The organism is Ferrovibrio sp., from assembly GCF_019636075.1.
GTDB lineage: Bacteria > Pseudomonadota > Alphaproteobacteria > Ferrovibrionales > Ferrovibrionaceae > Ferrovibrio.
Window position 1 is genome coordinate 40,113 of the sequence record NZ_JAHBYG010000014.1, and the last position, 20,608, is coordinate 60,720.

Consider the following 20,608-nt stretch of genomic DNA (forward strand, 5'->3'; position numbering starts at 1 on the left):
ACCCGGCCCCAGGGAGAACGCCGATGCTGACACCGCCGCAAGAGGCACCGCATAATCCGCGCGTGGGCCTGTTCGTCACCTGCCTGGTGGATCTGTTCCGGCCCAGCGTGGGCTTTGCCAGCGTGAAACTGCTGGAAGAGGCCGGTTGTCGCCTTGAGGTGCCGGATGCGCAGGTCTGCTGCGGCCAGCCGGCCTATAACAGCGGCGACCGCAAGGACACCGCCGCCATTGCGCGCCAGGTGATCGAAGCGTTTGACGGCTATGATTACGTGGTGGCGCCATCGGGTTCCTGCGCCGGCATGCTGCGCGATCATTATCCCGCCCTGTTCGCCGGAGATCCCGAGATGAAGGCGCGCGCGGAGGCCTTTGCCGCGCGGGTATGGGAGCTCACCAGTTTTCTGGTGGATGTGCTGAAGCTTGAAACCATCCAGGCCACGCTGCCGGCCAAGGCGACGTATCACGACAGTTGCTCGGGCCTGCGCGAACTGGGCGTGAAGCGGCAGCCGCGCCAATTGCTCGCCGGCGTGAACGGCCTGGAATTGATCGAAAGCCCGGCGGCTGAAACCTGCTGCGGCTTCGGCGGCACCTTCTGCGTGAAATACGGCGAGGTATCGGCCGATATCGCCGGCCGCAAGACCCAGGCAATCAAGGAAACCGGCGCCGATCTGTTGCTGGCCGGCGATATGGGCTGCCTGATGAACATGGCCGGCAAGCTGCAACGCGAAGGTGCTGCCGTAACCGTGCGCCATGTGGCGGAAGTGCTGGCCGGGATGACCGATCAGCCCGGCATTGGAGAGCCAAACTGGGGTGGGAGTGAACCGCGATGAGCGCGCATATCACATCGCCGGCCTTCAAGGACAATGCCAAGGCCGCGCTGGCGGATCCCAATCTGCGCAAGGCGATGGCGATCATCGCCGGCCCGATGGCCGGGCGCCGCGTGGAATCCGCCAGCGAATTGCCGGAATTCGAAGCCCTGCGCGACGAAGCCGTGAAGATCAAGAACCATACGCTGGCGCATATGGATATCTACCTGGAGCGCTTCGAGGCGGCCGCCACCGCGCGCGGCGCCCATGTGCATTGGTGCCGCACGCCGCGCGAGGCGCGCGAGACCGTGCTGGCACTATGCCGCAGCCGCAATGCCCGCACCGTCACCAAGGGCAAGTCGATGGTGACGGAAGAGATCGGCCTCAACGCCTTTCTGGAACAGCACAGCATCCAGCCGGTGGAAACCGATCTGGGCGAATACATCATCCAGCTGGCCCATGAACCGCCGAGCCACATCATCGGCCCCGCCCTGCACAAGACCCGCGAACAAGTGGCGGAATTGTTCGAGGAACATCACCCCGATTACGCGCCCAATGGCATAAAGCCGGGGCCGCGTTCCACCGAGCCGCAAACCCTGGTGAGCGAGGCACGCGCGGTGTTGCGCGAACGCTATTTCCAGGCCGATGTGGGCATCACCGGCGCGAATTTCCTGGTGGCCGAAAACGGCGCCACCATGATCGTGACCAACGAAGGCAACGGCGATCTCACGCAAAGCCTGCCGAAGATGCATATCGTGGTGACCAGCATCGAGAAGGTGATCCCCACGCTGGAGGATGTATCCACCATCCTGCGGGTGCTGGCGCGCTCCGCCACCGGGCAGGAGATGAGCGTTTACACCACGGTGTCTTGCGGCCCGAAACGGCCGGACGATGCCGATGGCCCGGAAGAGATGCATATCGTGCTGCTGGATAACGGCCGCAGCGAAATGCTGGGCGGCGAGTTGCAGGAGTTGATGCGCTGCATCCGTTGCGGCGCCTGCATGAATAATTGCCCGGTCTATCAATCGGTGGGCGGCCATGCCTATGGCTGGGTCTATCCCGGCCCGATCGGCGCCGCGCTGGATCCGCATCTGATCGGCCTCGAAGCCGCCCAGCATCTGCCCAATGCCTCCACCTTCTGCGGCAAATGCCAGGAAGTCTGCCCGATGCGGATTCCGCTGCCCAAGATCATGCGGCATTGGCGCGAGCAGGCCCATGACAAGCGCATCACGCCGCCTATGCAGCGCTGGGGCATCGAGGCCTGGGCCTGGCTGGCGCAACGACCCGCGCTGTATCGCCTGGCAACGCGCATCGGCATGACCGCGCTGCGCGCCGTGGCCGGCAGCAAGGGCCGGCTGCGTTCGTTGCCACTGGCCGATGGCTGGACCGCGCAGCGCGATTTCCCCGCGCCGCAACCGGGCGGCAGCTTCATGGCGCAATGGAAAAGCGGGAGAAGGCGATGAGCAATTCCCGCGAACGCATTTTCAACAGCCTGCGGCGCGGCTTGGGCCGCGGGCCGGAAGACGCCAAGGCGCAGGCTGCGGTGAATGCCCGGCTATCGGCGATGGCCCGCAATCTGGTGCCGCAGCGGGCGCAATTGCCACATCCGCAACAGGTGAAGCTGTTCATCGAAAAGATCACCGCGCTGACCGTAACCGTGCAACGCGTGGCCAGCACGGCCGCCGTGCCCGATGCGGTGGCGGATTATCTGGTGCTGCATAACCTGCCCACCGAAATCCGCATGGCGCCGCATGATGAATTGCGCGCCCTGCCCTGGCAGAAGCGCCCCCTGCTGCAACTCAGCGAAGGCCCGGGCCGCGCCACCGATCTGGTAAGCCTGACTCCGGCCTTCGCCGGCATCGCCGAAACCGGCACGCTGATGCTGCATTCCGGGCCGCAGAATCCCACCACGCTGCATTTCACGCCCGACAATCATATCGTTGTGCTGCGCGCCAGCCAGATCAGCGGCAGTATGGAAGATGCCTTCGCCAAGCTGCGGGCGCAGGTTGGCGGCGCCGATCATTGGCCGCGCACGGTGAACATGGTGACCGGGCCTTCGCGCACCGCCGATATCGAAGGCGTGCCGGTGCTGGGCGCCCATGGGCCGCGCCGCCTGCATGTGGTGCTGATCGAGGATGTGCCGCAAGATGCCGCCCAAGCGCAGCAGCCTTAAGCCGCAGCCGCTGATACCGGGTGGCGCGGAACCGGATGGCGAAATCTGGCGCCATGTGGCCGCCGGCGCGAAGCCGCTGAGGCGAGACGATATCGCGCCACGGCCGCTCAGCCCACTGCCGAAAATCCATCGGCCCGAACGCCCAGGCCCGGCAGATTATCATCGCGCCGAGGCCGGCAAGCGCATGCCCTTGCCGGCGCATCGGGAAAAACCGCTGCCGCAGATGGATGCCCGGTTGAAGCAGAAGCTGATCCGTGGCGAATTGCCCATCGACCGCCGATTGGACCTGCATGGCCTGACGATTGCGGAGGCCGAGCGCGCCATGGACCGCATGCTGCGCGAGGCTGTGGCGCGTGGCCAGCGCGGTCTGCTGGTTATCACCGGCAAGGGAGAACGCCCAGACCATCCGCAGCCGATTTTCGAACGGCGCGGCGTGCTGCGCCATTGGCTGCCGGATTATCTGAAGCGTGGCCCCTGGCGGGACCATGTGCTGGGCATTGCCCCGGCGCGACGCGACCTGGGCGGCAGCGGTGCCTATTTCGTGCTGCTGCGGCGCCAGCGCGAATAACACAAGGTATTACGGCGTGGCTATCTGCACCGGTATGTCGTAGCGCGCCAACAGGCGCTCGTATTCGCCGCTGCGCTTGAAGCGCTCCAGCGCCTGATTGAAATCGTCGCGCAAGGATGCATCCGCGAATACCGCCCGGTAATAGGTGGGCGGAAATAATGCATGTTCGCGGATCGCCACGCCGCCCGCGCTGTCCTGCACCGAGCGAATCAATACCTGCAGGATGCGGCGCTCACCCACGATCAGATCGGCGCGCCCGGCAAACAGGGCGCGGACCTGCAGGGTCTGGTCGGCCACCTCCAGATAATCGGGGTTGCGTTCCTGGATATCCAGAAATCCCGGCAGCAGGCGGCGGGCATTCTGGAAAGCGACGATGCGCAGGCCACGCAGGCTATCCGCCCGATCCGCCATGATCCGGCGGGCCTGCAACGACAGGCCCACGTTGTTGTAGACCAACATTACATCGGAAAAGGCGCCCGACAGGTTCATCACCGGGTTTGCCGGCACGAAGGCCGGCAGGCGGCCACGGCGGAAATCCTCTATCAACCGGCTGAATGGCAGAATGCGCGCCTGCATGCCATGGCCGGTAAGCGCCAGTACTTCGCGCACCAATTCGTATTCCAGGCCATGCAATCCGCCATCCTCGGCTTCCATCACATAGGGCGGCACCAGGCGAAAGCCGATCACCACTTCGGCGGCATTGGCCGGTTTGCAAACCGGGCCCGGCAACAAAAACAGCAGCAATAGCAGCCCCAGGCCGAAACGGCGCAGATCGGAAAGGCAGCATGGTTGCAGGCTCACGGTTCGGGATTATAGGCTGGGCCGGCCATGTCGCCTAATCCGATTTCAACACAACCCGCATCATACCGGCCATGACCCCGTTCGGTGCCCGTATGCGTGCCCTGCGCAAGGCGCGCGGCCTTACGCTGCGCCAGATGGCCGAGGATCTGGGCGTTACCTCGGCCTATCTTTCGGCCCTGGAGCATGGCCATCGCGGCCGGCCGAGCTGGCTGTTCATCCAGCGCGTCTGCGGCTATTTCAACATTATCTGGGACGATGCCGAGGCCCTGGCCGATCTGGCCAAACTGTCGCATCCGCGCGTGACCATCGATACCGCCGGCCTGCATCCCAAAGCCACCCTGCTGGCCAATGAACTGGCCCGGCGGGTGAAAGACCTGGACGAGGCCCGGATCGCCCGGCTGCTGAAAATCCTGCAGGAGAAGGACGGCGCCTGACATCTCACGCCCACCCGTGAGCCGCATCCTAGCGCCCGCGTGGCTGCGCCAGCCGCATGCCGCTATCGATCAGCAGGGTTTCGCCGGTGACATTGGCGGCATCGACCAGGAAAAACACGATGCTGGCCGCCACATCCTCGGGCTGGTTGGTGCGCCCCAGCGGCGTGACCCGCTGCCAGTTCTCGCGGGCTGCCTCATAAGCCTTGTCGCCGATGCCATTGCGCAGCCATTCGCCTTCGATGAAACCGGGGCAAACCGCATTGATGCGGATTTCCGGCCCCAATACCCGGGCCAACGATAGCGTGATGCCGTTCAGCGCAGCCTTGGATGCCACATAGGCGATCGACGAGCCGGTGCCATATACCCCGGCAATCGAAGACACATTCACGATGGCAGCATCGCCCGCCTTGCGCAGATGCGGCTCGGCGGCACGGGTCATCTGATAGGGCCCGATGGTATTGACCGCATAAACCTGCTGGAAATCCTCCGCCGTCAGGCCGTCGAGATTACGATGGCTGACGAATTTGGTGGTACCGGCATTGTTGACCAGATAATCCAGCCGGCCGAAGGCAGCGACGGTTTCCGCCACCACGCGCCGGCAATCGGCATCCTTTGCCACATCGCCCGGCACCAGCAGGCTGCGCGCGCCGAGTTTTTCGCAGGCGGCCGCCACCGCAGCACCGGCGGCATGGCTGCGCGAAAAATTGATCGCCACGGCGCAACCGCGCGCCGCCAGGCGCTTTGCCGTGGCCGCGCCCACGCCCGCCGATGCGCCGGTGATCAACGCCACCTTGCCCGCCAGATCGCCTGCCATGTGCCCCTCCCTATAATCGTTATCTAGCTTTGGAGTAGACGCCGATCCGGATCAACGTGTCCAGGGGACCAGGCGCCATTTGCCGCCGCGCCCGGTCAGCACCGCCTCGCGCGGGCGCTCGCAGGCAACATCAGGTTTGCCGATGCAGCCGCGATAGCTGAGCCGTGCGGTATCGGCGGAGAACCAATCGGTGAAATCATAGCCGGCATCGTCTTTCTCCTCATGGAAGAAAACCAGCTCGGGGCCGGATGCGTCCAGCCGCCAAACTTCGATACCGTTGACCGTATCGCCTTGGAGACTTTTGTTGACGGCGGCGAGATGGCGGCCATCCGGACTGAAATAGGGTGGACCGATCAGCATGGTTTCGCGGCCATCGCGCTCGCTGACCAAGGCATAGGCCTCGCCTTCGCGCAGCCGCACGGCCAACAGCCAATAGCCGCGTTCGGCAAAGCGCGCGATGGCATGCTTGCGCACGCAATCGCGCAGGATATCGGCTGCGGATGGGATGCCCGAGCCTGCCCGGCAAGAGCGGTCCTCGGCCACCGTCACCCGCCGGCCATCTGCCAGCAACAGCTGCAGACCGCCCGCATCCCGGCTGGCCCGTGCCTCCGGCCGGCGCAGGAAATCCGCTTCCTCGCGCGCCATGGCGGCATCCCAGCCGGCCGCGCCGCGCCAATGCCGCTGGTTCAGCCGCGCCTCGTCGCCAGTATTGGCGCCCACGCAGCCGAACAGCAGAAGCCCGGCGGCAACACACCCCATGGTGGCTTTGAGCATCGATTCATACCCCCCTTGCCGTTACAGGCTAACCGCCCCTTATAATAGGTCAAGACTACGCCATTACCCCGTTTTCAATTTTGCAGCCGTGTTGGCCGCCTGTCGGCTCGCGGCTGGAAAGCCTGAGAAGAGGGCGACATGCTGCTGGTAGCTTTGCTTCGCACATTGATAAAAAAGGGCTCGCTCACCTATTACGACCCGACCGGCCGCCGCCATGATTTTGGCGACCCCGCCGAGGGCCCCGGGGTTACGATCCGCATCACCGACCGCCTGACCCCGCTGCGGATCGCCATCGACCCCCGTATGGCCCTGGGCGAAGCCTATATGGACGGCCATCTGCGGATCGAGCAGGGCACGATTTACGATTTTCTGGAACTGGCGGCCCGCAATCTCGGCATGAAGGGCAGCATCACCTCGGAAATGCTGGCGCGCTGGCGCGATTGGCTGCTGCGCAAATGGCAGCAATGGAATCCCATGGGTGCCGCCTCGGCCCATGTGCGCCACCATTACGATCTGGATGGCCGGCTATACGACCTGTTCCTGGATACCGACAAACAATATTCCTGCACCTATTTCGAAACGCCAGATGCCACGCTGGAACAGGCGCAACTGGCCAAGAAACGCCATATCGCCGCCAAGCTGCGGCTGCGGCCGGGCTTGCGCGTGCTGGATATCGGTTCGGGCTGGGGCGGCATGGCGCTGCATCTGGCGGAAAACCATGGCGTGGATGTGCTGGGCATTACGCTGTCGGTGGAACAGCATGCGGTGGCGACCCGGCGTGCGCAGGAACGCGGCCTGGCCGACCGGGTGAAATTCGAGATCCGCGACTACCGCACGCTGGACGGGCAGTTCGACCGCATCGTTTCGGTGGGCATGTTCGAGCATGTGGGCACACCGCATTACCCGGCGTATTTCGATACGCTGCGCCGGCTGCTGAAACCCGATGGCGTGGCATTGCTGCATGCCATCGGCCGCGCCGATGGGCCGGGCTCTACGGCCGGCTTTATCCGGCGCTACATCTTTCCCGGCGGCTACAGCCCGGCCTTGAGCGAGGTGCTGCCCGCCATCGAGCGTAGCGGCCTGTGGACCACCGATATCGAAATCCTGCGCCTGCATTACGCCGAAACCCTGCGCCATTGGCGCCAGCGTTTCATGGCGCGCTGGGATGCCGCCAAGGCGTTGTATGATGAACGCTTCTGCCGGATGTGGGAATTCTATCTGGCCGCCTCGGAAATCACCTTCCGCCATATGGGCCACATGGTGTTCCAGATTCAGCTGGCGCCGGATGTGGATGTGCTGCCGGTCACCCGCGATTACATGCTGGATGACGAACGCGGCATGTCGCTGAAGCCGGGGGCGTTCACTCCCGGGGTTCACGCACCTGCCAGAGCAGCCAGAAGCCCAGGGTAAGGAATACCAGCACCACCAGCGTGGCTATGCGCTGCACCTGAAACAACGTGGTGGCAAGGCCGATCATTGCCGGCGCCAGGAAACTGGTGGCACGGCCCGACAGCGAGAATATGCCATAGAATTCCGTGACCATGCCGGCGGGCGCCAGGCGCGCCACCATGGTGCGGCTGGCCGATTGCATCGGCCCCATGCCCAGCCCGAGCAATACGGCGCAGACGAAAAACACCTGCTCGCCGGCGGAGGAGAAGGCTGCAGCACCCGCTGCCTTAGGTGTGATGGCGAGGCCGAACAGCACGCTGTCGGCAGTGATCGAGGCGATGCCCAGGGTACCCAGCCCCACCAATATGATGGCGAGTTGCACGGTGCGCTTGGAACCCAGCCTGTCGTCCAGCCAACCGGCCGCCATCACCGAAGGTATCGCCACCACATTCAGCGCGATGCCGAAAATACCGAGTTCGGTGGTGCCCCAGCCGAACACCCCGGCCGCATAGATGCCGCCGAAACCGATCACTGCGTTGAGGCCATCGTAATACAGCATGTAGGCGATCAGAAACCGCAGCGTGTTGCCGTGCTGGCGCAACTGGCGCACGGTATGCACCACCTGGCGAAAGCCCTCGCGCGCCGCCTGCAGCGTGCTCTTGCCGGTGCCCGGACGATCCGGCGTGAATAGAAACATCGGCGTGACGAATAGCAGCAGCCACAGCGCGGCTACGGGGCCGATGATGCGCTCGGCCTCGTGGGTTGTGCGGTCCAGCCCGAACAGCGCCTCGCCTTCCGGCGGTGTGATGCCCAGCAATTCCGGACGCGAAACGATCAGGATGGCGAACAGCGCGATCAGGCCGCCGATATAGCCCATGCCCCAGCCGAAGCCGGATAGCCGGCCCATGCGGTTTTGCGGCACCAGGCCGGGCAGCAGCGAATTGTTGAACAGGATGGAATATTCCGCCGCGATATTGGCCAGCACCAGGCCCAGCAGCACCAGCGGCAGGGTTTGCGGCGTGTCGGGCCGGGCCAGCCAGAGCAGCATGCAGCCGCCGGCCAACACGATCTGAAACAGCAGCAGCCATGGTTTGCGCCGGCCGCCGATATCGGCGATGGCACCCAGAAGCGGCGCCCCCAGCGCCACGATGGTGGCGGCAAAGGCCGTGGTATAGCCCCACAGCGCCTGGCCCTGCACCGGATCGCCCACCACCACCGAGGTGAAATAAGGTGCGAAAATAAAGGTGGTTATGACAGTGAAATAGGGTTGGTTGGCCCAATCGAACAAGGCCCAGGAAAACCGGGCGCGCCAGGGCGCCATCTTGGGCATAGCGGGATTCCGATCCGCCTGCCCTGTTTCCGACCCACCCGCTGCCATGCCGTCTCCCCCTGCCATGAAGCTTACTCTACAGCCAACGCGGTTTTCCTGTAACCATCTCTTGTTACAGCCGCATGGCAGCCTATGATGGAATACCAACGATATTCTTATACATATGACCGCAAATACCGCCGATACCGATCCGCAGGGTCACGATGCCCTGGCCCATGAGATCAAGCGGGCCCGCCCCTTGCTGGCGGCGGCGTTGGATGCCGTGATCGTGGCCGATCTGCGCGGCAAGGTGCTGGAATTCAACCCGGCCGCCGAGCGTATGTTCGGCCTGGCCCGCGATGCCGCGCTGGGGCGCGGCGTGGGCGAGTTGTTGGTACCGCAGCATCTGCGCGCCGCCCATGATGAAGGTATCAAGCGCCATATGGCCGGCGAGCCGCCGCGCCTGCTGGGCCGCCGCATCGAGACCGAGGCCCTGCATGCCGATGGCCGCCGCTTTCCGGTGGAACTGACCGTAACCGAGATCGAGCGCGGCGGCGTGCGGTTCTTGACCGCCTATCTGCGCGATATCACCGACCGCAAGACCGCCGAGGCCGCGCTGCGGCGTAGCGAGGCACGTTACAGCCTGGCTGTGCGCGGTTCGGAAGACGGCATCTTCGAATGGGATCTGGAAAGCAACAGCACCTATTATTCCGAGCGGCTGGAGCGCATTGCCGGACGCAGCAAACGCGATCTGGGGCCGAACCTGAATGCCTGGCAGGCTTTTGTGCATGACGACGACAAGGAGATCGTGCGCAATGCCATCCGCGCCATGCTGCAGGGCGACAGCGACATCACCATGCTGGAATTCCGCATCCTGCGCCCCGATGGCAGCGAACGCTGGCTGCGCGCCACCGCCGCCATCGAACGCGACGATCTGGGCCGCGCGCTGCGTATCGCCGGCTCGCTGGGCGACATCACCGAACGCAAACGTTCGGAAGCCGAAATCGCCCGCCAGCGCGAGGCGCTGTATCAGAGCGAAAAACTCTCTGCGCAAGGCTCGCTCCTGGCAAGCGTGGCGCATGAATTGAACAATCCGCTTGCCATCGTGCTGGGGCAGGCGCAGTTGCTGCGCGACGCGGTACATAATGCCAGCCAGAAGACTGGTCAAAATACTGGCCAGAATACCGCGACCACGCATGCTGCATCGCAAGCATCGGCAGGCCTGGCCGAACGCGCCAACCGCATTGCCCAGGCAGCCGAACGCTGCGGCCGCATCGTGCGCGGCTTTCTGGCACTCGCCCGCCAGCGCCGACCGGAGGCCGCCAGCGAAACCGCCAAGCCGGTATATGTGGAAACGCTGCTGGATGAAGCGCTAAGCCTGCTGGATTACGGCCTGCGCAGTGCCGGCATCAGCCTGCAGCGCGCGCAGCTCGACCCATTGCCGGCCTTACGCGGCGATGCCGATCAATTGGGCCAGGTGCTGAGCAATCTGCTGGTGAATGCGCAGCAGGCCCTGCTGGAACGACCGGAACCGCGCCGCCTGAGCGTGCAGACCATGCTGAGCCTGGATCGCCGCTGGGCCGAGATCGTAGTGGCCGATAACGGCCCGGGCGTGAAGCCGGAATTGCGGCGGCGGATTTTCGAGCCATTCTTCACCACCAAGCCGGAAGGCAGCGGCACCGGCATCGGCCTGTCGGTATCGCTGGGTATCGTGGAAGCCCATGGCGGCAGTCTGACGGTGGAAGACAATCAGGGCGGCGGCGCCTGCTTCACCCTGCGGCTGCCACTGCCGGAACATGCCGATGAAGCAGCGCCGGAACCAATCGCCGCACCGGAATCGGCTGCCTTCGCAGCCTTGCCGGCTGGGGCCAGACTGCTGGTCGTGGACGACGATCCCGAAGTGGCGGAATTGCTGCGCGAAATCCTCAATCAAGCCGGCTATGGGGTGGACCTGGCGCGCCACGGCGCCGAGGCGCTGGAACGCATTGCCACCACCGAGTATGCCGCCATTTTAAGCGATATGCGCATGCCAGTGCTGGATGGCCGCGGACTTCTGCTGCGTTTGCAGGCGGAACGACCAGAGCTTGCGCAGCGGCTGATTTTCGTGAGCGGCGATACGCTGAATCTGACCGGTCAGGCCGGCAACGGCGAAGATCGGCCGGTGCTGGAAAAACCCTTCAACCGCCAAGCCGTGCTGAATGCCCTGGCGGCCCTGCGGCGCGGCTGAAGCCCTGCCCTGCGAATGAATCGCCGGCACGCCACGGCAAAGCTTGCCTTTATCGGCATACAAATGATTTACTACCCGCTTCGGTGCAAACGCACCGCCAAAAGCAGGGAGATCACAAACATGCTTCGTCGCACTTTGCTTGCCACCGCCGCTGTGCTGGCCGCCGGTTTCGCCGCCCCGGGCATGGCCCAGGCCCAGACCAAATGGGACCTGCCCGGCGCCTACCCGGCCGGCAATTTCCACACCAAGAATCTGGTTGCCTTCGCCGAGGACGTGAAGCGTCTGTCGGGCGGCAAGCTGGAGATCACCGTTCATCCGGGCGCATCGCTGTTCAAGGCCCCCGAGATCAAGCGCGCGGTGCAGACCGGCCAGGCGCAGATCGGCGAAGTGCTGATGGTGAACGTGGAAAACGAAATCGCGATCTTCGGCGCCGATGGCGTGCCCTTCCTGGCCACGTCGTTTGACGATGCCGCCAAGCTGTGGGCCGCGCAGAAGCCCTTCATCGCCAAGAAGCTGGCCGAGCAGGGCATGACCGCGCTTTATGCCGTGCCGTGGCCGCCGCAGGGCATCTACACCAAGCAGAAAGAACTCAACACCATCGATGACCTGAAGGGCCTGAAATACCGCGCCTACAGCCCGGCCACCTCGCGCATCGCCGAACTGGTGGGCGCCCAGCCGGTGACCGTGCAGCAGGCCGAACTGGCCCAGGCGATGGCCACCGGCGTGATCGTCACCATGATCACCTCGGGCTCCACCGGCCGCGACATCAAGGCCTGGGAAAGCATGACCCACTTCTACGACACCCAGGCCTGGTTGCCGAAGAATCTGGTCTTCGTGAATAACGATGCGCTGAAGAAGCTGGATGCCGCCACCCAGAAGGCGATCATGGATGCCGCCGCCGCCGCCGAGAAGCGGGGCTTCGACGCCGTGAAGGTGGAAACCGAAGAATCCAAGGCGGCCCTGGTGAAGGGCGGCATGAAGGTGCTGCCGCCGTCGCCGGCCTTGAAGGCCGGCTTCGAAAAGGTGGGCGCCACCATGACCGAAGAATGGATCAAGAAGGCCGGCGCCGATGGCAAGGCCATCGTGGACGCCTTCAAGAAGTAAGGCTTAAGCGTATCGGGCGGGGGCAACCCCGCCCGAAATGTTTTCGGGGGACAATAAAAAAGGTTGCTTGCGATGCGTTCGCCACTCGAACCGCTATACAGGGCCTGCGGCTGGGTCGCCGGCCTTTTCATGATCACCCTGCTGGTGACCATCCTGCTGAGCATTCTCGGTCGGCAGTTCAACTTCTACATCCGCGGCATCGATGCCTATGCCGGCTATTGCATGGGCGCGGCCACCTTCCTGGCCCTGGCGCATACCTTTTCCTACGGCGAACATATCCGCGTCACCCTGGTGCTGAAGCGCTTCACCGGCGGCATCCGGCGCGGGCTGGAATTGTGGTGCGTGGCACTTGGTATCGGGTTTTCCGGCTTCTTCGCCTTCTATTCCTGCAAGATGGTTTGGTGGAGCTGGAAGTTCAACGACATCTCCACCTCCAACGATGCCACGCCGCTGTGGATTCCCCAGCTTGGCATGGCGATCGGCACCAGTGTGCTGTTCATCGCCATGATCGAAGAATTCTTCCTCGTGCTGCGCGGCAAGCCGCTGGACGACACCCCCGCCGAACTGGCGCGCACGGAGTAGGCCGCCATGGATCAGATCCTGATTTCCGTCTTTCTCATCCTGGCGCTGTTCGCCATCCTGGCCACCGGCCTGTGGATCGGCCTGGGCCTGATCGCCTGCGGCTGGCTGGCGATGGAATTGTTCACCACCCGCCCGGTGGGCGATGCCATGGTGACCACCATCTTCGGCTCCAGCACCAGTTGGACCCTCACCGCCCTGCCGATGTTCATCTGGATGGGCGAAATCCTGTTCCGAACCCGATTGTCGGAAGACATGTTCCGTGGCCTGGCGCCATGGATGACACGCCTGCCCGGTCGCCTGGTGCATACCAACGTGATCGGCTGCACCATCTTCGCCGCCGTGTCGGGCTCGTCGGCCGCCACCTGCGCCACCATCGGCAAGATGAGCATCCCGGAACTGCGCCAGCGCGGATATCCGGAAACCATCGTGGTGGGCAGCCTCGCCGGCGCCGGCACGCTGGGCCTGCTGATTCCGCCCTCGCTGATCATGATCGTGTATGGCGTGGCCGCCGAAGTGTCGATCGCCAAGCTGTTCATCGCCGGCGTGTTTCCCGGCATCCTGCTGGCCGCTTTGTTCATGGGCTATATCATGGTCTGGTCGCTGCTCAACCGCGACAAGATCCCGGAGCCGACAGAGCGCTTCAGCTTTACCCAGAAAGTCTGGGCTTCGCGCCATCTGCTGCCCACGGTGGGCCTGATCCTCGCCGTGCTGGGCTCGATCTATACCGGCATCGCCACCGCCACCGAAGCCGCAGCGCTCGGCGTGGTGGGCGCATTGGTGATTTCGGCAGCGCAGCGCAGCCTGACCATCGGCACCTTCATCGAAAGCCTGCTGGGTGCCACCCGGCTTTCCTGCATGATCGGCCTGATCCTGGCCGGCGCGGCCTTCCTCACGCTCGCCATGGGCTTCACCGGCCTGCCACGGCATCTGGCGGATTGGATCGCCACGATGGGCTTCAGCCCGGCCATGTTGATCATCGTGCTGATGGTGTTCTACATCATGCTCGGCTGTTTCCTGGATGGCATCTCGATGGTGGTGCTCACCATGGCGGTGGTGCTGCCGATGATCGAGCGCGCCGGCATCGACCTGATCTGGTTCGGCATCTTCGTGGTGCTGGTGGTGGAGATGGCACAAATCACCCCGCCGGTGGGCTTCAACCTATTCGTGCTGCAAGGCATGACCGGCCATCAGATCACCTATATCGCCCGGGTTGCCCTGCCATTCTTCCTGCTGATGGTGGTGGCGGTGGCGTTGATCTTCATTTTCCCGGAGATCGTCACCTGGCTGCCGGACCAGATGCTCGGCCCGGCGCGTTGAACCGCACCGGCATCTGGGTATGGTGTTTGCGTAAAATTGCGCAGGAGTGAAGAATGCTTCCGATCAAACGCTTCCCGGGCAGCGCGCCGGGGCGCAGCAGCATCGTTGCCCATGCTGGATTGGTCTACACCGTGGTGACGGCCGACACCTATGAACTGGACATGACCCGGCAGACCCGGGAGGCCCTGGCCAACCTGGATCGGCAACTGGCGGAAGCCGGCACCGACAAATCCCGCCTGCTGCAAACCACGATCTATCTGGCCGACATGGCGCGCAAGCCGGAAATGAATGCGGTCTGGCTGGAATGGGTGGACCACGACAATCCGCCGCAACGCGCCTGCGTGGGTGCCGAACTGGAAGAAGGCGACCTGATCGAGATCATCGCCATCGCCGCCAGCAAGGAATGAGCTGCGTCAGAAACTGGGCGGTGTGCAGGCGCTGATCAATTCGCAAGGCTCGCTGCCGATCACGCGAAAGCGGTGCGGCTGCTGGCTTTCGAAATAATAGGCATCGCCGGGGCCGAGCACCCGGCTGTTGCCGGCCACCGTCACCTCCAGCCGGCCCTTCAGGATCACGCCGCCCTCTTCGCCGCGATGCTTCAGCGGCACGCGGCCGGTATCGGCGCCAGGTGCATAACGCTCCACCAGAATCTGCAGCGCACGTCCGCTGAGATCGCCGCCCACCTGGCGATAGCTGATCTTGCCTTTGCCCACCTCCAGCAATTCGTCGGCGCCATAGAAGGCCTGGCGCGGCGCCGGCAATTCCAGCGCAAAGAATTCCGCCAGGCTCATCGGCAGGCCATCCAGCACCCGCTTCAACGCGCCCACCGAGGGATTCACCCGGTTGGCCTCGATCAGCGAAATGGTGGCATTGGTAACGCCGGCCCGGCGCGACAATTCGCGCTGCGACAGCTTACGCATCTGACGCACCGCCTTCAGCCTGCCGCCAATATCGATCTCCATTGCCCGCTCCGCCTGTTTCGGGTGTTTATTATCTTTAACATTGTTCTATTTGCCACATCAATTTCAAGAGCTTAGCCCATGGCATAAAAGCGTTGTTTTGCCAGAGCCTGGCGCCCAGAATGCCGGCGCTTTATTGGAGGAGACGACCATGGCGCAAACTGCAGCGGTACCGAACGATCTGGATTCCTGGTGGATGCCGTTCACGGCCAACCGGCAATTCAAGGCCAATCCGCGCCTGCTGGTGGGCGCCAAGGACATGCATTACATCAGCCATGACGGTCGCCGCGTGCTGGATGGCTGCGCCGGGCTTTGGTGTGTGAATGCCGGCCATAACCGCGATTCGATCGTGAAGGCCGTACAGGCCCAGGCCGCCGAGATGGATTTCGCGCCCAGCTTCCAGATGGGCCATCCCAAGGCTTTCGAATTCGCTGCCCGGCTGGCCAATCTGGCGCCCGGCGACCTGAACCATGTGTTCTTCGCCAATTCCGGTTCGGAAGCAGTGGATACCGCGCTGAAGATCGCCCTGGCCTATCACCGCGCACGCGGCGATGGCGCCCGTACCCGGCTGATCGGCCGCGAACGCGGCTATCATGGCGTGGGCTTCGGCGGCATCAGCGTGGGCGGCATCGTGGCCAACCGCAAGGTGTTCGGCCCCATGCTGGCCGGCGTGGATCATCTGCCGCATACCCATTCGCTGAAGGACATGGCGTTTTCGCGCGGCCTGCCCGATTGGGGCGCGCATCTGGCGGAAGACCTGGAACGCATCGTCGCGCTGCATGACGCCAGCACCATCGCGGCCGTGATCGTGGAGCCGGTTGCGGGTTCCACCGGCGTGCTGCCGCCGCCCAAGGGCTATCTGAAACGCCTGCGCGAAATCTGCGACAAGCATGGCATCCTGCTGATCTTCGATGAAGTGATCACCGGCTTCGGTCGCCTCGGTTCGGCCTTTGCCGCCGAAACCTTCGGCGTGCTGCCGGATTTGATGACCACCGCCAAGGGCCTGACCAATGCAGCAGTGCCGGCAGCAGCGGTGTTCACCCGCAAGCATGTGCATGATGCCTTCATGCAGGGCCCGGAACACATGATCGAACTGTTCCACGGCTACACCTATTCGGCCCATCCGCTGGCCTGCGCCGCCGGCCTTGCCACGCTGGATGTGTATCGCGATGAAGGCCTGTTCGAGAATGCCAAGGCATTGAGCCCCTATTGGGAAGATGGCGTGCACAGCCTGAAGGGCACCCGCAATGTGATCGACCTGCGCAATGTGGGCATCATGGCGGCGGTGGAACTGGCGCCGCGCCCCGATGCCCCCACCAAGCGCGGCTACGACGTGTTCGTGAAATGCTTCGAACGCGGCCTGCTGGTGCGCCTGACCGGCGACACCATCGCGCTGTCGCCGCCGCTGATCCTCACCAAGGCGCATATCGACGAAGCCTTCGGGATTCTGCGCGAAGTCATCACAAGCGTGGACTAAACCGGGTTGGCGTGGACTAAACCAGGTTGGCGTAGACTAAGCTTGGCTGACGTGGATCGAACCACCACGCTGTTTGGCATGAATTCCGGGCGGACGGTAACATAGCACCGCATCGCCCGGAATTCCGCTTCGGCTGGCTGGACCCTGCCCTCCGCCCGGGGCAATATGCCTGGGTCTTTGATTGCAGCCATTCATCCCCTCCCCCACCACTCATGTCCGCTCCCTCACCATCGCCGCAGCCCGCTCCAGGGCCTGGGCTCGCGTCGTTTTTGGCGGTCTTTCCCTCGATCATGCTGCCGATGTTTCTGGCCATGGTCGACAGCACGATCGTAACCACCGCACTCTCCCAGATCGCCGCCGATCTGGGCGGCGTGGAACGCATTCCCTGGATCATCGTGTCGTATCTGATCTCGGCGGCCATCGTTACGCCGGTCTATGGCCGCTTGGGCGATGTGCTGGGCCGCCGCCGCCTGATGGCCGTGGCGCTGGTGATCGCCATGCTGGGCACGGTTTTATGCTCGATGGCGCAGAGCATGGAAATGCTGATCTTCTCGCGGATGCTGCACGGCCTGGGCAGCGGCGGGTTGATGACCCTGTCGCAGGCACTGATCGGCCAAGCCGTGCCGCCGCATGATCGCGCGCGCTATCAGGGCTATCTGGCCGGTGTGGCGGTTTGCGCCAGTGCCTTCGGGCCGGTGGCGGGTGGCTTTCTCACCGAGCATTTCGGCTGGCGTTCGATCTTCCTGGTGAACATCCCGCTGATCCTGCTGGCCATCGGCCTGGTATTCCGACTGCCGCCGCGCAGCACGCCGCGCGAACCTTTCCGCTTCGATTTTTTCGGCCTGCTGCTGTTTGCCGCCTTCATCAGTGCGCTGCTGATGCTGTTGGAGCAATTGCGGCGCTGGAACAACATCGAACCCTGGCTGCTGATCTGCCTGCTGGGCATCATCGCCAGCACATTTCCGCTATTGCTGTGGCAGGAGCGGCGGGTGAAGCATCCGTTGCTGCCGATCCCGCTGTTGAGCAACCCCACCATCTGGCGCAGCGATGTGCTGGCAATGTGCCATGGCGGATTGTTCGTATCGATGCTCACCTTCGTGCCGATCTATTTCAGCACGGTGCGCGGCATGTCGGCCGCCGAAATGGGCCTGCTGTTGCTGCCCACCACGATGGGGGTGGGGGTGGGATCGATCCTCACCGGACAAATCGTCAGTCGCACCCATCGCACCGCGATCATGCCTTCCATCGGCCTGATCTTCACAACCCTGCTGCTGCTCGGCCTGGCCTTGACCATCGACCAGATGGAAAGCCATACCGTCGGCCTGGCTTTCGGCCTGGTATCGCTCACGCTTGGTACGGTGATGGGCGTGGTGCAGGTGAGCGTGCAATCCGAGGCCACGCCCGGGATGATCGGCATTGCCGCCGCCAGCGTGCAGCTATCGCGTTCGGTGGGCGCCGCGATCGGCACGGCGCTGGCCGGCAGCTTGCTGTTTGCCCTGGTATCGGCCAGCGGCCTGGTGGATGCGGCAACCCTGCAGGCGATCCTGCAAGGCGGCACCAGCCTTTCGGCGATGGATGCCGCCAAGGTGGCAGCATTGCGTGCCGAAATCAGCGGCAGCTACCGCTATGTGTTTCTGCTGCTAGCGCTTTACGGCGCCCTCGGCTGCTTCATGGCATGGAGCCTGCCGCGCCGGCATGTATAGCCGGCGCGAAAATGGGGAACCTGCCGCGCCGACACGTGTAGCCAGCGCAAAAAAAATAACCGATCCTCAATCCTTCAGCGCGCGCGCCAGGAAATCCAGCCGGTCCTGGCCCCAGAAGACCTCTCCATCCAGCACATAGGAAGGCGCGCCGAACACGCCAGCCGCCAGCGCGGCCTCGGCATTGGCGGCATAGGCTGCCTTCACATCCTCGCGTTCAGCCGCCTGAGCAAGCGCTGCCGCATCCAGGCCGCAGGCCGTGGCCACCCGGGCCTGGGTTTCGGGGGCGGCGATATCGGCATCCTCTGCCCAGACCGCGCGCATGAAGCCATGCGCCAACGCCAAGGCGCCCTCCTGGCCAGCCAGTTGCGCGGCCACCACCATGCGGGCGGCCTGGGCCTCGGCGGTGGGAAAGAATTTCGGCTGCAGGTTCAAGGGCAGGCCGAGAAAACTGCGCCAACGCTTCAGCTCGGTCATGCGATAGGCCTGGCGCTGCGGCGCGCGCTTGGCCAGCGGCAGGCCACCACTGGCGGGAAATACCGTACCGGCATCCATCGGCCGCACATTCACCACAAGGTTATGCGCCCGCGCCAGATCGGCGAAACGCGCCGAGCCCAGATAGGCCCAGGGCGAGGCGAGAAAAATATAATAATCGATGGTTTGCGGCATCGGGATTTCCTCGGTTTTTGTTTATTGCAATCCACGCAGGCGCTGAAACTGCTTCAATGCGTAGGAATCGGTCATGCCGCTGACATGATCGGTCACATCCAGCAGCCAATCGTAGCGCGCAGCGGCCGGATCCGGCTGGCGCGGCATCAACCGCAGCAAAGCGCGGTCGCGCGGTGCCAGTTCGGCCTCATTGCCACCGGCACGCTCGAAAGCGGCATGAGCGGCACAGAAGGCTTCCAGCAGGCTGACCAGGATTTCGCCGCCCATCACTTCGGTCTGGAACCGATCGCGGGTTTCGAAAATACGCTCGCGCGTGAAGCCGGCAATCTCGGCCAGATGCGGCGCCGAGGGCGTGCGCGACAACAGATCGCCACTGAAGCTACCGGCGAGAATTTCCTGCTCATGCCGCAGGAAAACCTCCACTGCCTGGTCGATCAGGCCGCCGATCGCCTTGGCGCGCAGATAGGCGATGCGCCAGGGTTTATCCTCGATCTCGCCATAGCGCGGCGGCAGCATGGGCAGCAGGCGGCGCAGACGGCTTTCGGCATCATCGAACCCGATGCGGCCCAGCTTGAAGCCATCTTCCACATCCACCACCGAATAGCAGATGTCGTCGGCTGCCTCGACCAGATAGGTGAGCGGATGCCGCGCATGGCGGCCGCCGCCCAGCGCCAGCAGCCCCGCCGCATCGGCCACTTCGGCAAAGGCATCCGCCTCGGCCTGGAAGAAGCCGAATTTCGGGTGCGCCGGATCGGCGGCCAGGCTGCCATGGGGATATTTCATGAAGGTGCCGAGCGTGGCGCAGGTCAGCCGCAGGCCGCCGGCATCGCGCCAGTTCTGCAGGCGCGTGAGTACGCGAAAGCCCTGGGCATTGCCCTCGAATGCCAGCAGATCGGCGCGCTGTGCGGCGCTCAGGCCCTCCAGATAGACCGCGCCGGCGCCCGAGCGGAACCAATGCTGCACCGTGGCTTCGCCGAAATGGCCGAAAGGCGGATTGCCGATATCATGGCCGATACAGGCCGCCGCCACGATATGGCCGAACTCGGCCGCCGTGATGCCGCCCAGATCCTCGCGCAGCTCGGCGCGCTGGGCCACCACTTCGCCTACCTGCGCACCCAGCGAACGGCCGACCGACGACACTTCCAGCGAATGGGTGAGCCGGTTGCGCACATAATCGCTTTCCGGCAGCGAATGTACCTGGGTCTTGTCCTGCAAGCGGCGGAAAGCGGAGCAGAATACCACGCGATCCCAATCCTTCTGAAAAGGGTTGCGGGTGGGGGTAACCGGCTCGGCACCTGTATGGCCAAGCCGGCGCGGAGACAGCAATCGGCGCCAGGACATCATCCCGGCAGATTGCAGAATCCCCGTCCGGGCTACAAGCCTGCGGCGAAGCCCGGAGCGATTTTCGCATCGCTTCGAGGCGCGGCTATTCCTTTTTTCCGGCGCCGGTTCCACACTGGCCGCCGCAGGGAGCGTGGGAACGGCACGAGATGTTACATCTGGCAATC

At 64.0% G+C, this 20,608-nt stretch carries 20 protein-coding genes; 13 read left to right on the top strand and 7 right to left on the bottom strand.

What is annotated here, in order from left to right; all coding sequences use genetic code 11:
• Positions 1 to 23: 23 nt before the first annotated feature.
• Genes KF827_RS08315 through KF827_RS08330 form a run of 4 tightly spaced genes read left to right on the top strand, consistent with a single transcriptional unit; the run spans position 24 to position 3,544 of the window.
• Positions 24 to 827 (top strand): (Fe-S)-binding protein, encoded by an 804-nt coding sequence (locus tag KF827_RS08315; RefSeq protein ID WP_291003277.1) that lies wholly within the window; start codon positions 24 to 26, stop codon positions 825 to 827.
• Positions 824 to 2,266: a LutB/LldF family L-lactate oxidation iron-sulfur protein gene (locus tag KF827_RS08320; RefSeq protein WP_291003281.1), complete on the top strand. Its 1,443-nt coding sequence runs from the start codon at positions 824 to 826 to the stop codon at positions 2,264 to 2,266. Before KF827_RS08315 ends, KF827_RS08320 begins: the two co-directional genes overlap by 4 nt.
• Positions 2,263 to 2,976 (top strand): LUD domain-containing protein, encoded by a 714-nt coding sequence (locus tag KF827_RS08325; RefSeq protein ID WP_291003284.1) that lies wholly within the window; start codon positions 2,263 to 2,265, stop codon positions 2,974 to 2,976. Before KF827_RS08320 ends, KF827_RS08325 begins: the two co-directional genes overlap by 4 nt.
• Positions 2,951 to 3,544, top strand: coding sequence for a Smr/MutS family protein (locus KF827_RS08330; protein ID WP_291003287.1), 594 nt, complete (start codon positions 2,951 to 2,953; stop codon positions 3,542 to 3,544). Before KF827_RS08325 ends, KF827_RS08330 begins: the two co-directional genes overlap by 26 nt.
• A 9-nt stretch (positions 3,545 to 3,553) precedes the next feature.
• Here KF827_RS08330 and KF827_RS08335 read toward each other — a convergent pair whose 3' ends face one another.
• Positions 3,554 to 4,345, bottom strand: a complete 792-nt coding sequence (locus KF827_RS08335) for an ABC transporter substrate-binding protein (RefSeq protein WP_291003290.1) — start codon at positions 4,343 to 4,345, stop codon at positions 3,554 to 3,556.
• 71 nt (positions 4,346 to 4,416) lie between these two features.
• On the opposite strand from KF827_RS08335, the gene KF827_RS08340 reads away from it, so the two are divergent.
• Positions 4,417 to 4,779 carry a helix-turn-helix domain-containing protein gene (locus KF827_RS08340; RefSeq protein ID WP_291003293.1) on the top strand — a complete coding sequence of 121 codons (363 nt, stop codon included), beginning with the start codon at positions 4,417 to 4,419 and terminating at the stop codon, positions 4,777 to 4,779.
• Between the two features lie 28 nt (positions 4,780 to 4,807).
• Here KF827_RS08340 and KF827_RS08345 read toward each other — a convergent pair whose 3' ends face one another.
• Positions 4,808 to 5,593 carry an SDR family oxidoreductase gene (locus KF827_RS08345; protein ID WP_291003296.1) on the bottom strand — a complete coding sequence of 262 codons (786 nt, stop codon included), beginning with the start codon at positions 5,591 to 5,593 and terminating at the stop codon, positions 4,808 to 4,810.
• A gap of 51 nt (positions 5,594 to 5,644) precedes the next feature.
• Positions 5,645 to 6,367: a hypothetical protein gene (locus tag KF827_RS08350; RefSeq protein WP_291003299.1), complete on the bottom strand. Its 723-nt coding sequence runs from the start codon at positions 6,365 to 6,367 to the stop codon at positions 5,645 to 5,647.
• A gap of 138 nt (positions 6,368 to 6,505) precedes the next feature.
• Here KF827_RS08350 and KF827_RS08355 point away from each other — a divergent pair, with 138 nt between their 5' ends.
• Entirely contained in the window at positions 6,506 to 7,777 is a 1,272-nt protein-coding gene (locus tag KF827_RS08355; protein ID WP_291003302.1) for a cyclopropane-fatty-acyl-phospholipid synthase family protein, read from the top strand.
• Here the strand turns inward: KF827_RS08355 and KF827_RS08360 are convergent.
• The gene (locus tag KF827_RS08360) at positions 7,728 to 9,086 is read right to left on the bottom strand and encodes an MFS transporter (protein ID WP_291003305.1); all 1,359 of its coding nucleotides are present in this window, start codon (positions 9,084 to 9,086) and stop codon (positions 7,728 to 7,730) included. The two genes, KF827_RS08355 and KF827_RS08360, sit on opposite strands and share 50 nt — an antisense overlap.
• 163 nt (positions 9,087 to 9,249) lie before the next feature.
• Between KF827_RS08360 and KF827_RS08365 the strand changes: the two genes are divergently transcribed.
• The 5 genes from KF827_RS08365 (at position 9,250) to KF827_RS08385 (ending at position 14,702) form a co-directional block, all read left to right on the top strand.
• Positions 9,250 to 11,292: a PAS domain S-box protein gene (locus KF827_RS08365; RefSeq protein WP_291003307.1), complete on the top strand. Its 2,043-nt coding sequence runs from the start codon at positions 9,250 to 9,252 to the stop codon at positions 11,290 to 11,292.
• 120 nt (positions 11,293 to 11,412) lie between these two features.
• Positions 11,413 to 12,396 carry a TRAP transporter substrate-binding protein gene (locus KF827_RS08370; RefSeq protein WP_291003309.1) on the top strand — a complete coding sequence of 328 codons (984 nt, stop codon included), beginning with the start codon at positions 11,413 to 11,415 and terminating at the stop codon, positions 12,394 to 12,396.
• Positions 12,397 to 12,525: 129 nt separating this feature from the next.
• The gene (locus tag KF827_RS08375; protein ID WP_291003312.1) at positions 12,526 to 12,978 is read left to right on the top strand and encodes a TRAP transporter small permease; all 453 of its coding nucleotides are present in this window, start codon (positions 12,526 to 12,528) and stop codon (positions 12,976 to 12,978) included.
• 6 nt (positions 12,979 to 12,984) lie between these two features.
• Entirely contained in the window at positions 12,985 to 14,295 is a 1,311-nt protein-coding gene (locus KF827_RS08380; protein WP_291003315.1) for a TRAP transporter large permease subunit, read from the top strand.
• 53 nt (positions 14,296 to 14,348) lie between these two features.
• On the top strand, positions 14,349 to 14,702 hold the full coding sequence (locus KF827_RS08385) for a RidA family protein (protein WP_291003318.1): 354 nt from the start codon (positions 14,349 to 14,351) through the stop codon (positions 14,700 to 14,702).
• A gap of 6 nt (positions 14,703 to 14,708) precedes the next feature.
• On the opposite strand, the gene KF827_RS08390 is transcribed toward KF827_RS08385, so the two are convergent.
• Positions 14,709 to 15,257 (bottom strand): cupin domain-containing protein, encoded by a 549-nt coding sequence (locus tag KF827_RS08390; protein WP_291003321.1) that lies wholly within the window; start codon positions 15,255 to 15,257, stop codon positions 14,709 to 14,711.
• Positions 15,258 to 15,405: 148 nt separating this feature from the next.
• On the opposite strand from KF827_RS08390, the gene KF827_RS08395 reads away from it, so the two are divergent.
• Both KF827_RS08395 and KF827_RS08400 read left to right on the top strand, forming a co-directional pair.
• Positions 15,406 to 16,731, top strand: coding sequence for an aspartate aminotransferase family protein (locus KF827_RS08395; protein ID WP_291003324.1), 1,326 nt, complete (start codon positions 15,406 to 15,408; stop codon positions 16,729 to 16,731).
• 290 nt (positions 16,732 to 17,021) lie between these two features.
• Positions 17,022 to 18,434, top strand: coding sequence for an MFS transporter (locus tag KF827_RS08400; RefSeq protein ID WP_291003327.1), 1,413 nt, complete (start codon positions 17,022 to 17,024; stop codon positions 18,432 to 18,434).
• A 66-nt stretch (positions 18,435 to 18,500) separates the two neighbouring features.
• Here KF827_RS08400 and KF827_RS08405 read toward each other — a convergent pair whose 3' ends face one another.
• On the bottom strand, positions 18,501 to 19,100 hold the full coding sequence (locus KF827_RS08405; RefSeq protein ID WP_291003330.1) for a 2-hydroxychromene-2-carboxylate isomerase: 600 nt from the start codon (positions 19,098 to 19,100) through the stop codon (positions 18,501 to 18,503).
• A 21-nt stretch (positions 19,101 to 19,121) separates the two neighbouring features.
• A complete protein-coding gene (locus KF827_RS08410; protein ID WP_291003333.1) occupies positions 19,122 to 20,444 on the bottom strand; it encodes a deoxyguanosinetriphosphate triphosphohydrolase in 1,323 nt (440 codons plus the stop codon).
• Positions 20,445 to 20,608 lie beyond the last annotated feature (164 nt).

Excerpts from the sequence above, each read along its gene's own strand:
- KF827_RS08330 (WP_291003287.1), top strand. The coding sequence starts at position 2,951 with ATGCCGCCCAAGCGCAGCAGCCTTAAGCCGCAGCCGCTGATACCGGGT.
- KF827_RS08410 (WP_291003333.1), bottom strand. The coding sequence starts at position 20,444 with ATGATGTCCTGGCGCCGATTGCTGTCTCCGCGCCGGCTTGGCCATACA.
- KF827_RS08360 (WP_291003305.1), bottom strand. The coding sequence starts at position 9,086 with ATGCCCAAGATGGCGCCCTGGCGCGCCCGGTTTTCCTGGGCCTTGTTC.
- KF827_RS08375 (WP_291003312.1), top strand. The coding sequence starts at position 12,526 with ATGATCACCCTGCTGGTGACCATCCTGCTGAGCATTCTCGGTCGGCAG.
- KF827_RS08405 (WP_291003330.1), bottom strand. The coding sequence starts at position 19,100 with ATGCCGCAAACCATCGATTATTATATTTTTCTCGCCTCGCCCTGGGCC.
- KF827_RS08345 (WP_291003296.1), bottom strand. The coding sequence starts at position 5,593 with ATGGCAGGCGATCTGGCGGGCAAGGTGGCGTTGATCACCGGCGCATCG.
- KF827_RS08365 (WP_291003307.1), top strand. The coding sequence starts at position 9,250 with ATGACCGCAAATACCGCCGATACCGATCCGCAGGGTCACGATGCCCTG.
- KF827_RS08320 (WP_291003281.1), top strand. The coding sequence starts at position 824 with ATGAGCGCGCATATCACATCGCCGGCCTTCAAGGACAATGCCAAGGCC.
- KF827_RS08395 (WP_291003324.1), top strand. The coding sequence starts at position 15,406 with ATGGCGCAAACTGCAGCGGTACCGAACGATCTGGATTCCTGGTGGATG.
- KF827_RS08400 (WP_291003327.1), top strand. The coding sequence starts at position 17,022 with ATGCTGCCGATGTTTCTGGCCATGGTCGACAGCACGATCGTAACCACC.
- KF827_RS08340 (WP_291003293.1), top strand. The coding sequence starts at position 4,417 with ATGACCCCGTTCGGTGCCCGTATGCGTGCCCTGCGCAAGGCGCGCGGC.
- KF827_RS08325 (WP_291003284.1), top strand. The coding sequence starts at position 2,263 with ATGAGCAATTCCCGCGAACGCATTTTCAACAGCCTGCGGCGCGGCTTG.
- KF827_RS08350 (WP_291003299.1), bottom strand. The coding sequence starts at position 6,367 with ATGCTCAAAGCCACCATGGGGTGTGTTGCCGCCGGGCTTCTGCTGTTC.
- KF827_RS08315 (WP_291003277.1), top strand. The coding sequence starts at position 24 with ATGCTGACACCGCCGCAAGAGGCACCGCATAATCCGCGCGTGGGCCTG.
- KF827_RS08385 (WP_291003318.1), top strand. The coding sequence starts at position 14,349 with ATGCTTCCGATCAAACGCTTCCCGGGCAGCGCGCCGGGGCGCAGCAGC.
- KF827_RS08390 (WP_291003321.1), bottom strand. The coding sequence starts at position 15,257 with ATGGAGATCGATATTGGCGGCAGGCTGAAGGCGGTGCGTCAGATGCGT.
- KF827_RS08370 (WP_291003309.1), top strand. The coding sequence starts at position 11,413 with ATGCTTCGTCGCACTTTGCTTGCCACCGCCGCTGTGCTGGCCGCCGGT.
- KF827_RS08380 (WP_291003315.1), top strand. The coding sequence starts at position 12,985 with ATGGATCAGATCCTGATTTCCGTCTTTCTCATCCTGGCGCTGTTCGCC.
- KF827_RS08355 (WP_291003302.1), top strand. The coding sequence starts at position 6,506 with ATGCTGCTGGTAGCTTTGCTTCGCACATTGATAAAAAAGGGCTCGCTC.